Source organism: Parabacteroides sp. B2-S-102, from assembly GCF_023656665.1.
GTDB classification, from domain to species: Bacteria; Bacteroidota; Bacteroidia; order Bacteroidales; family Tannerellaceae; genus Parabacteroides; species Parabacteroides distasonis.
Genome location: NZ_JAMOKM010000031.1, coordinates 1 through 16,630, shown reverse-complemented (window position 1 = coordinate 16,630; position 16,630 = coordinate 1). Strand labels below are relative to the sequence as shown.

General features: G+C 43.0%; 11 protein-coding genes. 2 read left to right on the top strand and 9 right to left on the bottom strand.

All coding sequences use genetic code 11. The features are described from left to right. Positions 1-33: 33 nt before the first annotated feature. The 5 genes from NBH07_RS21440 to NBH07_RS21420 all read right to left on the bottom strand — a co-directional run bounded on the left by NBH07_RS21440 (position 34) and on the right by NBH07_RS21420 (position 11,922). Positions 34-1,062 (bottom strand): helix-turn-helix transcriptional regulator, encoded by a 1,029-nt coding sequence (locus NBH07_RS21440; protein ID WP_250833599.1) that lies wholly within the window; start codon positions 1,060-1,062, stop codon positions 34-36. A 2-nt stretch (positions 1,063-1,064) separates the two neighbouring features. Beyond that, a complete protein-coding gene (locus NBH07_RS21435) occupies positions 1,065-7,208 on the bottom strand; it encodes a DEAD/DEAH box helicase (protein ID WP_250833598.1) in 6,144 nt (2,047 codons plus the stop codon). Next, entirely contained in the window at positions 7,205-8,380 is a 1,176-nt protein-coding gene (locus NBH07_RS21430; RefSeq protein ID WP_250833597.1) for a hypothetical protein, read from the bottom strand. The genes NBH07_RS21435 and NBH07_RS21430 overlap by 4 nt, the downstream gene beginning before the upstream one ends. 100 nt (positions 8,381-8,480) lie before the next feature. After that, complete coding sequence (locus tag NBH07_RS21425) at positions 8,481-10,400, bottom strand: hypothetical protein (RefSeq protein ID WP_250833596.1); 1,920 nt, start codon at positions 10,398-10,400, stop codon at positions 8,481-8,483. A gap of 490 nt (positions 10,401-10,890) precedes the next feature. Continuing rightward, on the bottom strand, positions 10,891-11,922 hold the full coding sequence (locus NBH07_RS21420) for a site-specific integrase (protein ID WP_250833595.1): 1,032 nt from the start codon (positions 11,920-11,922) through the stop codon (positions 10,891-10,893). Between the two features lie 398 nt (positions 11,923-12,320). Between NBH07_RS21420 and NBH07_RS21415 the strand changes: the two genes are divergently transcribed. Both NBH07_RS21415 and NBH07_RS21410 read left to right on the top strand, forming a co-directional pair. Continuing rightward, the gene (locus NBH07_RS21415; protein ID WP_250833594.1) at positions 12,321-12,728 is read left to right on the top strand and encodes a dihydrofolate reductase family protein; all 408 of its coding nucleotides are present in this window, start codon (positions 12,321-12,323) and stop codon (positions 12,726-12,728) included. Positions 12,729-12,819: 91 nt separating this feature from the next. Next, on the top strand, positions 12,820-12,978 hold the full coding sequence (locus NBH07_RS21410; protein WP_250833593.1) for a hypothetical protein: 159 nt from the start codon (positions 12,820-12,822) through the stop codon (positions 12,976-12,978). Between the two features lie 65 nt (positions 12,979-13,043). On the opposite strand, the gene NBH07_RS21405 is transcribed toward NBH07_RS21410, so the two are convergent. The 4 genes from NBH07_RS21405 to NBH07_RS21390 are packed head-to-tail and all read right to left on the bottom strand — an operon-like array spanning position 13,044 to position 16,521. Continuing rightward, positions 13,044-14,948: a DNA topoisomerase gene (locus NBH07_RS21405; RefSeq protein WP_075964313.1), complete on the bottom strand. Its 1,905-nt coding sequence runs from the start codon at positions 14,946-14,948 to the stop codon at positions 13,044-13,046. 54 nt (positions 14,949-15,002) lie between these two features. Next, a complete protein-coding gene (locus NBH07_RS21400) occupies positions 15,003-15,116 on the bottom strand; it encodes a DNA topoisomerase III (protein ID WP_075964312.1) in 114 nt (37 codons plus the stop codon). A 30-nt stretch (positions 15,117-15,146) separates the two neighbouring features. Further along, entirely contained in the window at positions 15,147-16,031 is an 885-nt protein-coding gene (locus NBH07_RS21395) for a phospholipase D-like domain-containing protein (protein ID WP_075964311.1), read from the bottom strand. 13 nt (positions 16,032-16,044) lie between these two features. Then, the gene (locus NBH07_RS21390) at positions 16,045-16,521 is read right to left on the bottom strand and encodes a DUF6047 family protein (protein WP_250833603.1); all 477 of its coding nucleotides are present in this window, start codon (positions 16,519-16,521) and stop codon (positions 16,045-16,047) included. Between the last annotated feature and the right edge of the window lie 109 nt (positions 16,522-16,630).

The window sequence follows — 16,630 nt, the reverse complement described above, 5'->3', positions numbered from 1 at the left end:
TCTGTTATATATGTGATCATTAAAAGTATAATTTTATATGCAATCGCAATGCACAGAGCGATATTTATTGAGACATTTCTCAATTTTAGTCTTAATGCTCATTCTGTATCTATCTGGAGCTAGGACTTCAACATCAGGTCCAAAAGCTAGAATTAATTGGTCGAGTTCTCGTGTTGGTATTACTTTAATAGTAACTATGCACTTGTATTCATCAATAATTTTCTGTGAGGTGTGCAGTGGCTTTGAAACAATGTATTTAAATCGTTCTGAACTAAATTGCAAAATAATTGTTTCGGCTTCCTGTACTTCATAAGGCACCGATACCCCTACAATATCATCAAAGTAAGAGTTGAAATCCACAAGATCATTTTTACAGAATGGAACATCACTTCTAGTTATCCCTTCAATTCGGTCAAGGGCTCGGTTGACAATATAATCTTTCCCATTAATACGTCCGAATATGAACCATCTGTTATTATATTGTTTCATATAATATGGATGAAGCACATTCGTTGAACTAATGCCTGCGTGTGTTGTGTAGCTTACTTCGAGGGGCTGGTGATTGATTGTTGCGTCTATGAGAGTTGAAAGGTATTCAAGCCCTTTTAAACATGAGTTACACTGAAATGAAATAAGATTTTCTCTATCCGATTTTACTCCAAAACGAAGTTCTAGATTGGAGATAACATCTTCAAGCCAAGCATTACCAGTAACTCCACGATATTTACTAAGCATTTCAATTATCGAGCGTAAAGAGTTAACCTCGGTAACCGATAGACCATTCTGGAAGATTGAATAGTTTGGCTCAGAATATCTGTAGTAGCATTTCTTTCCTCCAAATGGTTTGGCATCAAGATAGATGTTATCGGGTAGCATCTTTCTTATGGCATTTAAGTCACTTCGTAACTGACGCAATTTGATGGTGGAGTCTGAACCTTCCAATTCATAAAGATGATTGTTGACTATTTCAAGGAGATCTTCGATAGTATATTTCTTATTCCAATCACTGAAGCATCTGTCCAGCACTTGATAACGATACTGAGCGTTTCTATTTTCTGACATTGTTAGAGTTGCTTATATGAGATGGTGTAAAGTATTCCGTTTCCTATCTGCTGTTTGTTGAACAGTTCGAGATCTATATTCCAATCTTCTCTGAAATCGCGGTCGGTGCATTCAGCGTTATCTCTTCCAAATGGTGCCCATCCTTTTGCTATACCTGCGTCTGGACGTATACAGATCTCTGCATTATCCGCTTTAACCGTCAGACACCGTTCATGCTCAACATAACCTGTATCTTGAATTTCCGGTTCTATCCCGGTCAGTTCAAATATAGCATCCTTCAGGAAATGATTTCTCTTCTTACCGTTGGTAAAATCTTTTATAGCATTTACTGCCATATCTGGGTCATTAATTGAGACGATATTTGTGACAATAACTTTAATTGATACCAGAACTAAATCTGCTTCATTCTTCAGACTGGAAATCATTTTTGCCAAAAGCATACAGCCTAAGGGCGTTTTTAGGTATCTATCAGAATATTCAATAGAAACAGCCTTGCCTCGTAGGTTAGATATTATTCTATTCCAATTACCAGTTTCCGGAGCTTTCAGAGAATCAAAAAAACGACCCAACGAGCTGTGTTCTCTTATTCTATATTCGAACATAAAGGAAGAATCGTCCGATGAAAAGGCGCTCAACAGTTGCATTCTATTTATGTCGGCATAGGACAATGAATTTGGCTGTGTGGTTATGAATACATCTCCACTTCCCCAATTCTTAGAATAGGATGTATCAATATTTTTTCCAAAGTATGTTTTGACGATTCCGTCATTCATAATCACGACCATCAACGGAAATAATCCTGTCGGCAGTGTGTTTTCAAGACATTTAAAGTTGGTTTTAAATACCTCCGCAATTAAAGTTGCACTGTCTGCTGACGAGAGCGATTTTACATCTGGTACGCTTGGCAGTATAAAGGCAACGTCAACTCCTTCTAGAGATAGTTCTGTGAGAATTTTTTTAAATGGGAATGTTTCCGCATCCCATTGAGAAATGTTGTCGTTGACAAATATTCTGATACCAGAGATGTCCTTGTTCCGTGTGAGCTGATAAAACTCGGTCGTGATGTCTGATGTCACAACATGAGAATCAGGCATTAAATAAATAATTTCCTTTGGGGCAACACGGGCCTTGACTTCCTGTCTTAACCATTCTAGAGCCTTAGGCCGGTTAAGATAGTTCGTATACCATTGCGATCTGCGATCTATAAGGCACTTCGTGCAAGACCGTTCACAGTCGCATCTTTCAAGAGTCTCCAAAGCCATTTTTAGGACTTCATCTTTATATTCTCGGAAGAGCAATGAATAACCTGCACCACCGAGAGCAGTATCATATATGAAAATAGAATGATTTATGCCATCATAGCCGAATTCAATTTCTCCATCGTTGACACCGAGCAGCTCCGTGAGTTTACGGCTAAGAATCACGCCGAGAGAATAGAGTGTCTCAGTGTCTTCTACCAGATTGTTGTCCTTGTCATAAAACTTGATCTCAACAAAGTCAGTCTGGTATCTTCCGACCAACAACACATGACGTCTTACTGCAGCACCGTCATTTTCGCCACCGGGACAAGAGGTCGAAGCTAGAAGATGTTTATGGTGCGACAGCATCCGCTCTGTGGTGTCTGGTGATTTTTCTGATTTCATTCTACCGCAATAAGGACAGAAAGCATATCCATACCCATTCGTTCCTTTATTATAAAAGAGAATCTCAGACCTTGGCGTTGAACAGCGGATAGACATTTTTGCAGAATTTGTCTTCAGAAGCCAGGCATCCATTTCAAGCAAAATAGGCTGAATGAAATTCATACTGCCGAGAGAGTCCATTTTTCGAGTCGGGGTCGAATCCCATGCTACGGAGAACGCAGCAGGTTCAACGACCTCTGTAAAACGCTGATCTGTCGATAGTGAGATGTCCTTTATGCCATGCATAGTTCCATGCCGACCGCACTTGGGACAATCCGTCTTAGCACTTCCATAGATAATAGTTGTATAACCACAATGAGTGCAATTCTGTATGATATACCTTGAAGTGCTGTCATCGTATTTTGTCTTCAGACGAATACCATTGGTCTCATAGACCCATTCGTTTTTCACTACTGGATTACCGGGAGCATAAGAGGAGATGGCCTGACTTATATGCAATGTCGGTGAGTTACCGTCAACCTTTTCCTTACCGCCTAGCAGACACTCAACTAGTCCTAAGGGTAAACCTGCACTTGGCAGAAAAGAATTTTCAGCAAGATATGACAACATCGAGGTCTTAAAAAAATTTTCCTCTTGTTTCTCTATAGCTTTAATAGCATTGGTCGTTCCTGATTCATTCTTCAGAGATTCAATCGCCTTTGCAAGAGCTCCTTTATGAGCATCAAAGACATTGTAAACAGCAACTATGTCTTTTTTGACTACTTGTGCGACATCCGCCAATGTTATCTGAGCGAGACTTGTTCCCTTGATTAATTTTAAATATGGTTCTTGAAGACGTTCAACCTTTCCGCTGATTACACTATCAATATAATTTAGAAACTTATCAAAGAAAGACATCCCTTCTGCCGTGACAAAAAAATCCCTAAGAGTTGTCGTAACCCTGATTCCCCCTTGATCTGCTACAAAGGATGCGAATACCATCGCATTAACATGACGTTGAATCAACTGACGGCTTTCCAATTTTAACAATGGAGTTTCTGTTACATGTGTAATCGGATAATCTGGATTGTTCCATGTATGAGTTCCAATAGGATTGGGAGCACAAACAGTTAAAGCCAAGGCTTTAGTTTCACTTCTTCGTCCTGCACGTCCCGTACGCTGAAGGTAATTTGACGATTTTGGCGGCACATTATTCATGACGACTTCTGTAATACCACCAATATCGACCCCCATCTCCATTGTTGTTGAGCAAGAAAGAATATTGATTTTCCCCTCATTAAACTCTCTTTCGTATCGGTCAAGATCTTCTGACGATTGCTGAGCTGAATGTTCAGCCGATATAAAAATCGGTTTTGAAGCAAATACTCTGGAGTTCATAACCCCGAACACACCAGCAGCCTTTTGTTCAGAGAAGTTCTTCTCAATCCATTCCATGACATTCTTTTCTGTCTGATCCGCAGACTTGAATGGGAAAAGCGGATTTACAAACTCCGTCTTGATTTTGAATCTATCGAAATTTTCACGACCGATGTAACCGTTCATTCTTGGGCTATAGCCACAGAACGGCGCATCTATAATAACATTGTCAACAGGACAGAGATAACCTTTTTCGATAAGTTGCAGCTTAACTTTATCCCCCATGAGATCGAGCATATATCCTTGATTTTCTACATCTGTTGCTTCAAGAACATTTTGTTTCAGGAAATCCCATGCGGCATCAAGTATTGAGTTGATGTCAGCAATCTTTATTTGATTGATTTGAGAAATATCATCATAATCTAGAACTGCACACAGAAGAAGAACGAGTCTATTCTGATTCTCATTAATACCTTTTGAACTTACATTGACTTTAAACCATTTCGATACAGGGCTCCCATTCTTCCTCAGTTCTGAATTTGAAGGATATATAGGAGAACAGTACTTATTTTGTGTAAGGTAATCTTTATAAGCTCCAGAAAGCATATAATGACGACCTCCACGAATGACATAATCCATACAGATCTTGAGAAAATTCTGCCAGTCGGTGTCTGTACATCTTTTCTGAAGGAGTGCTGGGCATTTCGCATTTTTAAGTGCTGGATAGACAAGACGTACGAATCCCATCGTTTCCAATGAGTTCGCCCGTTTAGGAATCCATCCGAATTGGTCGACAAGAAGTGCTTTCAGATAGTCCGTTGCATTCTTGAAATTTTTTCTGCCACGTGCTTTATCAACATGTTCATACAACTTCTTGAAATTTGAGTCATTTTCAAGAGACTGGCTTATTTGCCCCCATGACACCTCCTCTGGATTGGGGATTACTGGTATGCCATTCTTTTTTTCTTCAAGTTGTTTAAATTTTTCAAAAAGTAAGGTCGGAAGATGTTCCCGAATACTCAGATATGCATTGTATTCTGCTTCCTCATCAGGAGTCAGACCACCAGGTTTCACATCATTCAAACGCATATCGGCAAGTTTATGAAAAATGGAAGCTCGAATCCATGAACGTTCTACATCCTGATTAAGTCCCATTGCAGAACGTGCAGACCCTTGACGGCTATCGGTAAATGTTATATACTTTCGGCCTTCATATACAACGTCTGCGTCATTACTGTCAATGGGTTCGGCATTATCAAGAAGCAATGTTGCTAAAGTACGTCCAATTTGAGTAGCACTTATTCTGAGATAATCAAGGTTTTTAAACTCGCTGAGATTATTGCCACAATGAGGACAAAGAACATGATTATCTCCTGAGTGTCGAAGAGATTGATATATTACAGGAATACTTTCTTCACTTTTTAAAGAAGTAAAACACTTGTTGCTTCTATTGTCTTCAGGGACAAGTTCTATTTTACCATTCTGATGATTGAAGATGTGATATGTTCTATTCGCATTTTTCCTTAAACATGCTTTCTTCGGAATGGCGAAAAAGAAGCGAGAAAAGCCATCCGCCTCATTTTGCTCAACATCTTCTATATTTCCCATATCTTCCAAATCAATGAGATCTTCCTTTTGCTCATAGAAAAGACTCTTGTCAAGATCAATTACATTGGTGTGCATCCTAAATCCCTTAGTTGTGTTTGTTTCACCCACTATAATGGGAGAGCCGCAAGACGAACATGTAGCAAGTTCCAGCATCTTTGATTTACAAACTGGACAATTCATATTTTGATATGTTGTCAGACTTCCTATCGATAATCTATATCCCTTATGACGTTGACAATCAGGATTGGTGCAAACATACACTCCACTTATCGATCTAACAAATAAATGAGCACGTGTTGGCAATAAAGCTCCAAGGCCGCCTCCTTTGTTTAGACCTTTCACTTTTTCTCCGAGAGCATCTATTATTTCCAATGAGGCATCCACATTTTTCCCGATTCCTTTATCAAGCATACGACCGATTTCCTTTGCTTTCAATACCGGCGAAGAGTTAAGCTTTTTTCTCAACTTCTCAATGTCAGAATAACTCAATTCGATACTAAACTTTTTGTTTATTTTGGACAATTGATCTTCTGCAATTCCCTTGTTTAGTTCTGGAATAATGCGCTTACCACTAATTATTTTTATATCTTCAAATGGTTTTCCAGTGAGTTGAGACACAAAAGTTTTTAGCTTTATCGTCGTTTTGGGGTCACTTTCATCACCGATAGTCGCTGATGTTACAGCAAAATTTACTTGATCAATAGTTACGCCAAAAGCATCTAGTACACGACGGATTTGCAATGATAATTCAGCGGCTGAAGAGCCAGTATAAGTATGTGCTTCATCTAAAAGAATCCATTTGAGCTTACCTTTGGATTTTTCCAAGATTTCACGGTCTTCTGCTCGTACCAACATATAGTTGAGCATAGTTGGATTAGTAAAGAGAATCTGAGGCGGAGTTTTCCTTATTTGAGGCCTTGTTACGAGCTGTGGATAATGAGATGTAGTATATCTGTCAGACCGATTTTCTTTGTCGGTTTCTCCATTATATATCGCATAGGTAACCTTTTCGGGAAGAGCTTTGCACCAAGCATGAATACGTTTCTGTTGGCTTTTCATCAGTGCATTCAAAGGATAAAGGAATATGGCCTGAACACAATTTTTTTCATTGGTTTTAGCCAAATCTTGCAAAACTGGTATCATAAAACATTCTGTTTTACCTGATCCTGTTCCGGTAGTCACAACAATGGTTTGTGGTCGAGAAGAAAGCATAGTTCTCCAGCTTTCTGTTTGATGCTTATAAGGATGCCTGTCTAATGGAAATCTCAAATCCTTGTCAATTCCTTCGCTACTCAGTGCATTAACAAATGAAGGAGTTAACAATCTGAGTTTAGAAGAATGTTCCTCAAAACTGTCGGCACTCTCCTCCCAAGGGAATATTGATTGGAATACAGGTTCTGCAAAAAGAGGCTCATCCTTAGTCAAAATCCTCTTGATATATTCTTGTTCTTGGGCTTGACCCTTGAACCAAAGAGAGGCAAGAGAATCTATTAATAATTCCTTGGCCTTATTGTAGAATGAAAAATAATTCATATTCATTTGTTTACAATTTGTTTTACAGTTCCGATAAATATCTTACTGTAGGTTTCTTTAAAGTATTTTCGGTAAAAATTAGTGATACGAGCATAGTCTCGACTTTCTAATAAAAAAAGATTTGTGTGATTTTTTACTTGTGCGAAATTTTCCGCAGCACACATTGCGGACTCAATCATTACACGATAAGACTTGTGCATCTCTTGGTCTACATAATATTTATTTTGAAGTACAAATCGGGTTATAGGTAGGTCTATATTGTTATCTGTATATCCATGTATTTTTGATTTAAATTGATTAATGTCAGCTCTTGAGAAAATCCGGGCATCTCCGATATTCCCTCCCGCAACATATTGGGTAAGTTCAGACGCAACTTCTGCAGATAGTGTAGCGTTGAAAAGTGCATTTATCAATTCTGTAATCTCACCTAATTTTGTATTCATTATATTAATAAGTGTTGGGGGAAGCAAACGTATGAAACTCTCAATACATTCTCCCCATACAGTGTACGGAATCCAATGTACTGCAATGTTTAATTCATCTTCAAAACGGTCAATTTCTTGAATGAGAACATCGGAAGCGCCATTAAGCCAACAGGCTAATATTAGGTTTACCAATAATTTAGGGTCACGACCTATAGATTTGAAAGCATTATATGTAGTAAACGGAAGATTAAACTCTGAAATAATACGGAATGCTTTTACAGTTTTTGCCCAATACTCGCCGACAAAAACATCATCCTTGCTAAGCCTTTCACTCCAAAGTATTATGTTAGCAGCAGACATCTCTCCACGTACTTCCGAACTGTAATCTTCTTGTTCAAAATTGTAATACTTAGGAACAAGCCTGCGCGAACTTTCGGGACCAGAGAAAAGGATTGCTTCCGAATTCAAAAGCTCATGAGGAATTGTAAACAAGTTCATTTGTCGGTTATACGGCTCAAGCTTTATTTGTACTAATTCAGCTGGTTTTATATTTTCTGAAACCGGCAGTGCATATACATCACCGTCATATATGAAATCGGAAGTGTCTTCACTGGTATAATCTGTGATTCGAATTTTATCTGAACTCAACTCACTATCAAGAACAAATTTTCTTATATAGATGCGTTTGTCACATATTTTTAGTTCTATGGAACTACTACGGTCAAAAGTATTTGCACCATATAATTGAAACATTCTTGCAAACAAATCACGATAATCGGATAATGGAACTATACCTTCAATTACTGGACTCTTAAGATGCTTGATTGTATCGTCATCCTCTATTTTATCAGATTTAAGTCACATCTATCATACCAGACTGTCCATGACTGATTATATTAAAATATCTCAGGTTATCATAAGATATGATTTTTCCTGATGGCACAATTTTCCCTTCCAAATCAGATATTACTATACCCTCAAACGGTACTACAACAGATACTTTCAAAGGAGGATTATTCTCGGCAATTATTTTTAAATTACACGTAGGAGAATATTTAGAAGCACAGGCATCTCTGGAAATCCTCCAGGTATTTTTATCCGTCATTTCAACAGATAAGTTTTCGCACTCATCAACTTTTGCAGAGATAACATGGCGAGAATCTAGGTGTAGTTCTGTGGAAAACATCGTTTCGTTGCGAGAGGCAAATGTCATATCGTCTATGAAATAAAATGTTTCCATCACGTATTTATTGTCAGGAAATTCAACCTTGATATCAACAAGCCCAAATGGCAAAAGGCATGAATTGGACAAGTTCCGCCACTCAGCTTTACTATTATGAATACGATATTTAGGCTTGATATTCCCGACTCTGGTGCCAGTTTGGTCAAAAACGCTTATTACTGGAATGCGAGTCAATAACTTAAAATTAGATTGCTCTACCCATTGTATATATGTACCTCTGAATTCAGCACTATAAGGCGTGAATTCATTGGTTATGGTTATATCCTCATTCGACATGCAATTGTGTAAATCTACTTTATCAGTAAACTTAATCGCCGAATAAAGTTCTCCATTTAGTAATAGTTTATGACTACCATCACACTTCCAATTAGTGGAGAAAACTGCTATATTATTTTCAGCATTCACTGTCGATTTCAAAGAATATACATTATCATCAAGCATTTGGAAAACCTGAGGGCATTCAAAATTCGGAGGATAACTACCACATAAAGTTGGAAACAATCTGTCATCGTTGTCACATCTGATCTTAACTTCAACTACAGGTTCTCCACTCCACTTTATATCATTTGCTACGCCAACAGTTATACGAGAATATATCGCACCGATAACCTCTCCTACGTCATCTTTAACTAGGGATTTTCTTACATACTTTCCAACAAGTATACCAGAGACAAACACATCGAAGGTGTAGCACGATTGATAGTTTAGACCTTCAATAGATTTTGATGAAATCTCTTTTACTATATTTAAATTGACAAAAAGATTTGCAGTTTCACTTGAGGTCAAACGTAGTTTCCAACTTAGAGAAAGTGGTTTAGTTCTATGTTCACTCTTAACTCGCCGGTATTCTCTTTTTAATGATTTAGTCAGTTCCGACAAAGAGGAATCCGTATCATCATATGGTAGCCAGCGGTCTTCTTCGGATATGATTGCATGAGCGATCTGTAATGAAACATCGTAAATATTGTCATTTTTGAATGCTTTCCCAAGATAAGCTATACAATTAAAATTCTTGATTAAATCTATATTATTATCATCCCAATCAATATTTATTGAAGACAATTCTTCAACCAATCCAATGAGAAAACGTGAAAACCCGCTAAGATTAGTTCCGTTCTTTATGTAATTTACAGGAAGACCTCCTTGATTTAATAAAGTTCTAAAATATTCATTCCCCTTGAGAGAGTGAATAAATGCAAATCCATGACTTTTAAGCCCATGACGTGCAGCTTTATATAGTTGCTCCCAACAATAATGAGGCAGTCCTAATCCGACTGCAACATCTTCTCTGGAAGGAATTCCTCCATTATAGTCTCTTCTCCACCATTCAGCGTAACACAAGGCCGCCTCAATTCCAAAATCTTCTAATCGATACGCATTTTGGGCAAGAGTCTCCTTTAAGTTTGTATATTCTTCCTCGGTTAATTTAAGTTTCCAAAGGGGCATATCTGGGGTTATGGACGGTCTGTTACGAGCATCCAAAATCCTCATCAAAACAACATGCTGTTCACTATTGCATATATTAACCATGTTCTAAAAATCAATTGGTTTATAATCTTTTGTAAAGATAGCGCAATTCTGTGCAATCACAATGCACAGTAAACAAAAAATTCAAGATAGATACATTTCTTTCAATATATTGATAAATGACTTAATTACTAGACTCACTTAAATTTGTTGGTATTGCAATAGATTTGGAGCGATAATCGAAAATAAGAAGTCAAAGCAATAAACGATTTTACCAAAATTCTGCAATGAAGATATAGAGAAAGTAGACACTGGACATTATCCATATTTTGCAGTCCATCTAGCTTTTCTCCATAAGCAAGGGATGATATAAAAACTAATATGCACAGTATTGTTCTTCGTTTGAAAAGCTTGTTTACTATTCCTTTTTCCCTAATAATTGTTTTGGCAATTATCGAAATACTCCGTATTTTTGCATTTAATAGAGCGTTCTTTGGGTTAATGCAAAACAAGAAAAAATATAGAAATCTGCTGGTTTCTATATCGTTACCTATCAATCTGAAAGCTTTTGTAATTCCCTTGTTCCCAATGAGTAATAAGATTTGATATGACTACTCGTGTGAAATGAAAACCGCTTATCTATTCCAGCCGCTTTCGCCCAAGGTTTGAGAAGCGTGTTTATCATCGTTGGGCTCGGCAAATCGAATACATGGTCTTCCGATGTCTTCTCTCCACGTTCCGGCATCCACTTCAAGGCTTCGGGGGAAAGTGGCAGATAAATCGACTCTTTGGTCTTTTGCATGGATACAGCCAAACGGTATTGTCCTCTATCGACAAACACGTCTTTCCACTTCAAGCTGATAATATCACTTATCCGCAGTCCGCAGAAGCAGGAGAACAAATAAGCCTGTTTTACGGCCTCGTTTTTCATCGGAGTAGCAATCAGTGCCCGCACCTCTTCGATGGTCATATACGACCGCTTACTCTCCGGCAGACGGATTTTATCCGAATTGTTGATTTTGGTAAAAGGATTGACTTTTATAATCTCCGCACGCACGGCAGCATTTAAAGCTCCGTTCAGAATGCGGTAGTAGGTATGGAGCGTAAAGTTCGATACACGCTTGCCCTTTGGCCGATATTCCGTCAGCAGATAGTCAATATACTCTTGACAGAACGCCTTGTCGATCTGATCCATCGTTACCCGTTCTCCAACATAATCTTTCAAGATGCGGATAGTAACTTGGATTTGGTTTCCATCTTTCTTTCCTCGCTTCGCCTGATTCTCTTTGTAGGTTTCCATCCAGTCCAGAAGAAAAACCTTTTCACGGGTTTCGATACCCGCTTCTCCGTTGGTAAGTTGAATGATCCGTTTCGATTTGATGGCATTAGCTGCCGCCATAGTCGTTTGGTTCCGCACACGGGCATTATTATCCGTTTCGGGGATAAGATACATCTTCAGATACTCATATGTCCGTTTACCGTCCCGATAGATATCCAAATACAGACTTTTGTTTCCGTTTGCTAAATCTTTCATCCGAAGACGGATAGGTTCTTTGACTTTTGCAGGCTTTTTTACTCGTGGCATAGTTCCTCCTCTTTTACTCGTTATTTCTGCTGCAAAACTACAAATAAAAGCCGAGATTAAGGAACAAATAAGAAACAAAAATGTACCAAAAAAGAGCCAAGCGACAATAGCCAAACAAAACAAGTGAAGATATAAATACACTATAATCACTTATTATACAGTGTATTTATTTTCATTTGATTGGCTTTTATTTTCTTCTTCAATTCATACTTTGTAAATCTGGTAAATTTCAAAAGAATAAAGGACTTCTGTGTAAGGCTATGCTATGCATTGTCATAGCGTGGCTTGCACAGCCTTTATTCTTAGCTTTACCAGAGCTCCACTTTTAGGCTGGGCAAGTCCACGTTTTTTTATGGATTTTGCCTGCGAAATAGACGGTATCATTAAACATTCAGCTTATGGCAAAGATTCAGCTTATGGCCTTTCTCTCCCTTGACGGCTGCCTGTTGGAGCGGCAGTCCCTCTCCGCGTTGCAGGATTCTGCGGACAAATACGGTATCACCCGGATCAGGAAGAAGGCGGTACGGCACCTTGAGGAACCGGTATCTTTCGTCTCGCTTTCCCGATGGAAAGAGGAAGGGGACGGTATCGCCCTTGTCGAGGCCAGTCCTGACACACTCCCGCTTGTTGACAGCCTGCTCAGGTTCTGGATGGTGGACGAGATGGTGATCTACCTTTCCCCGAGACTGCAGGGTGGTATCAGACTGTTCGGAGACGCCCTTGCGCCTTCCGTCTGGAAATTGATCGGAAGCAGACATTTCGATACGGGTGTCTGCCGTCTGGATTATTTACATACAGGATATTGAATGGTGATTGCGGCAGGAGCTTCCTCATAGCGTACCCTGAGCCCCGGCTTGTCCACCTCCTTGCGGACAACAACTCCTTGAACTATCGGCAATGGACTTTTCCGTAAGCGGGCCGCTGGCATTTTCCGTTCCGTCACTTCGGGAAAGGAACCCCGACATTCACTTGGTGGGAGCTACCGTCGGTACACATCAGGTGGTAACGCCCGAGACGGTTGTAATGATATACGGACTTTCCATACACCCTGATTAACGGAAAATCCCGGCCAGTCTCCGAAAAGAGCAGACCGGGACATTTCCCTTGCAGTATCGGTCCTGTTACAGCTCCCGCATGCTGTCCTTGAATGTAAGCTCCACCTTGTAATTCTCGTCCATTCTGAGCGACGCCTCATAGGGTTTTCCCGCCTTGGTGGTAAATTTCAGGAAGGGGGTAGCTTCCCATGCCATCAGCCGTGTCATCTCTTCGTCTGTCATCTCCCGTCCGTTGAACATGCGCGGAAGATGGAACGCGCAGTCGGGATCTCCGCATTTGGCCACCCTGTCGTAGAGTGTCACTGTTCCTGTTCCACATTTCGGGCAGGCGCACCTTGTCACGCCCGGGTTCCTGACCTGCAGGGCGAGCAGTTCCGATACGATTTTCCGTGCATACTCATGGATACCCTTCATGAACTTCCCGGCACTGAGCCTTCCTTCCTCGATTTCACGCAGTGCCTCTTCCCAGGCTGCCGTCATAGCCGCATCGGCGATCAGCTTGTCTCCTACGATACCGTATATCTCCAGCCCCTTCTCCGTAGGGATGAGACGGTTTCCGATACGCTCTACGTACCGGCGGGCCACCAGCAGGTCGATGATTCCCGCACGGGTGCCCGGTGTCCCGAGCCCGCACCTCTCCGTTATTTTCTTTTTGCTTTCACCGTCCGCCGTACCGTCGGCGTTTTCCATGGCAGCCAGCAGTCCGGCTTCCGTGAATGGTGGCAGCGGCTTTGTACTGTCTTCCAGTATTTCTGTTTCCAATACCGCCAGTGTCTCTCCCTGATGGAACTGTGGCAAGGGGGTGCTTTCTTCCGCCATGTCCGGTCCGTTATAAATGTCCCGCCATCCCGGATACTTCACACATGAGGTTTCGGCCTCGAATTCCATTCCGCCGTAATCGGCCCTGACACGTACGACCTCCCTGACACATCCTTCGGAAAATGCTTCCAGCATCCTCCCGGCGATCAAGGAGTAGATGTTCTGCTCGTCCGGGGAGAGCCCTTCGGGTACCTCTCCCGTGATGAGAAGGGCATGGTGTTCCGTTACGCTGTTCCCGTCCACCGCATGAGGGTTCAGCCCTTTCTCGAGCAGCCTTTCTGCGTGCCTTCCGAACCGGGGATGTCCTTTAAGGGAGGCGACGAGTGTGGGTGCCTGCTCGAATATATCTTCCGGAATGTGGCGGCATCCGGTTCTCGGATATGAGACGTATCCTCTCTCGTAGAGCCTTTGGACGACGGCGAGGGTCTGTCCGGCTGCCATGCCCAGGCGTGTATTGGCTTCCCGCTGCAGGCCGGTCAGGTCATGCGGCAGAGGCGGCTCCTCCATATTCTCTTTCTTTTCCACGGCAAGGACCGTACAGCGGCTTTCGCCCTCCAGTCCGGCCCGGGCTTTTTCCGCATCCTCTTTCCTTTCATACCGGAGAGGACGCGTGAAAAGAACTTTCTGCCCGTCCTTGCAGACTCCGGTCCGCAGATGGTAAAAGCTCACGGGCACAAAATCCCTGTTCTCAAGATAACGGCGGCAGACCAGTGCCAGCGTGGGTGTCTGCACCCGTCCGAGCGAGTGGTTGCCCATGCCGGCGGCTATCCCCAGGGCGATGCTCGCGTTCACGCCCAATATCCAGTCCGCTTCCCTGCGTGCCCTCGCCGCCAGGGCGAGGTTGTCGAAGTCACCGTCCTCTCTCAGATTTTTGAAACCATTCAGGATGGCCTTTTCCGTCAGGGAGGATATCCACAGGCGCAGGGCCGGTTTACGGTAACCGAGATAGTCCAGGAGATACCGGCTGACCAGTTCTCCTTCACGCCCCGCGTCCGTGGCTATGACCAGAGCGTCGGCGTTTTCGAGCAACCCGCGGAGCACTTCCAGCTGCCGGATGGCTACCGGGTCGGTGACATACCCTTCCTCCGTCCTGACTTGTCTGACAACGAGGCGGAACGGGACCGGAATGAGGGGAAGCGCCTGCCGTTCCACACGGGCGGGCCCGTAAGCGGACGGCGGTGCCTGTGCCAGCAGGTGGCCGTAAGTTCATGTGACGGCATACCCGTTGCCGTAAAGATATCCTTCCGCCTTTTCGTTGGCGCCCAGTACGGAGGCGATACTCCTTGCCATGACTGGCTTGTCTGTAAGTACGATTCTCATAATTTTTGTCTTTATCAGGTGAATAATTGGTTACATGCTCATGCCTTTGTTGTTGGCCTTTGTCTTTTTGACTTTTGCGTTCCGGACCGTTCTTTTCTCCTTTACGGTACCCCTTCCGTTTTTTTCCGCCTTTTCGGAGAGCGGTACGGCATCTTCCGTCCCATGGGGAACGGAAGGGGCCTTCGGGCTGTCGGGCCGGCGGGCGGGAAGCATGTCATACCCGCCCGGGCCGGCATCCAGCCTCACGTGTTCCAAGGGACGCAGATATTGTAGCCCTTTCCCGCCAGAGGTGAACTCGTAGATGACCGTCTCCCTTCCTTGCAGCAGGCTTTCGTAGTTCTGGTAATACAGGCTCTCCGGCGGCACGCCGTTCTGCCGCAGCATCCCGCAGATCCCGTCCGGGCAGAGGGCGCCGAACCGCCTGTCATGGGGAGCCATGAATATATACCTGTAGGTGGAGAGCAGCAGCCTCTCCGTGAGCAGGCTGGGACAATGCTCATAGCCGGTCATCCGGTTTATCATCCTCCCGACACGGTCCAGCCTTTTGGCAAGGTCACGGGGCCTGGAATGCAGCGGGATGCTCCCCAGCTCTTCCAGCGAGAGGTTGATACGGCCGATGACCGCCCTTTCCCAGTCCGCTGTCAGGTCCGCGCGGTTCTGCCGGAAGTTGTCGCGGAGAATCCGCAGCGGGTTTCTGGTGCCGAGGAACAGCCTGACACGTTTTCCGAGGGTCGGTTCCCTGAGGTTGGACGCGCTCCAGCGGATGACGTTGAAGCGGTAGGCGTCCATGAACTGCCGCAGCGGGTTACGGTACGAGAAGATGTCCCTCAGTGTCCGCATCAATGCCCGTCGGCCGACAGCGCGGCGGCCCATGTCGACGGCCTCTTCCGAGGTAAGTGGTTTGTTGGTTGCCATATATGCTTGCAGTTTACAGTTTTACTTGTCTTCCTTCGGCATGTTTCCGTTTGGAAGAGGGTTGTTTTCTCTTTTTGCCGGTATCGGCCGCCCCCGGGATATCCGCCGGACTCTCCAGCATGCGTGATATCCTGTCGGCATACCTTGTTTCCGACCGTGGCATTCCTGTCCGGACTCCCTCCCTTGCCAACAGGGCGGCGGCGATCTTCCTGGAAGTCTCCCGGAGCTCCGCCATCCTCTCCCCGAGGGGAAAGTCCGGATGGAGCTCCTTTTCCCTGGATAGCCTTCCGAGTTCTTTTTCCACGGAGGCGAACTCCCTCCTGTAACGGAACGGCTCCTCCAGCGCCAGGTGGGCGTATCCCTTTTCCGCGATGTCCTGCAATGTCATGATATCCAGGTTGCGTCTGGAAAGTTCCAGGGAGCCGGCCGTAACGAACCTGTCGAGGTTGGCCGCCGTGGGCGAGAGGTCGAAGGAGGGTAAGCATTCGATAAACTCCCCCTTTCATTCTAAAAATGTGATATTACTTTTGTAATCAAAGTAAAAAAGCTCAATTGTTATGTCACATCAATGGACCATGGAAGATTTTGAATCTATTTAT

What these genes read in the sequence shown, in the direction of transcription:
- NBH07_RS21415 (WP_250833594.1), top strand. Translation starts at nt 12,321, where the DNA reads ATGGCAAAGATTCAGCTTATGGCCTTTCTCTCCCTTGACGGCTGCCTG.
- NBH07_RS21425 (WP_250833596.1), bottom strand. Translation starts at nt 10,400, where the DNA reads ATGGTTAATATATGCAATAGTGAACAGCATGTTGTTTTGATGAGGATT.
- NBH07_RS21440 (WP_250833599.1), bottom strand. Translation starts at nt 1,062, where the DNA reads ATGTCAGAAAATAGAAACGCTCAGTATCGTTATCAAGTGCTGGACAGA.
- NBH07_RS21435 (WP_250833598.1), bottom strand. Translation starts at nt 7,208, where the DNA reads ATGAATATGAATTATTTTTCATTCTACAATAAGGCCAAGGAATTATTA.
- NBH07_RS21410 (WP_250833593.1), top strand. Translation starts at nt 12,820, where the DNA reads ATGGACTTTTCCGTAAGCGGGCCGCTGGCATTTTCCGTTCCGTCACTT.
- NBH07_RS21430 (WP_250833597.1), bottom strand. Translation starts at nt 8,380, where the DNA reads ATGTTTCAATTATATGGTGCAAATACTTTTGACCGTAGTAGTTCCATA.
- NBH07_RS21400 (WP_075964312.1), bottom strand. Translation starts at nt 15,116, where the DNA reads ATGAGAATCGTACTTACAGACAAGCCAGTCATGGCAAGGAGTATCGCC.
- NBH07_RS21395 (WP_075964311.1), bottom strand. Translation starts at nt 16,031, where the DNA reads ATGGCAACCAACAAACCACTTACCTCGGAAGAGGCCGTCGACATGGGC.
- NBH07_RS21420 (WP_250833595.1), bottom strand. Translation starts at nt 11,922, where the DNA reads ATGCCACGAGTAAAAAAGCCTGCAAAAGTCAAAGAACCTATCCGTCTT.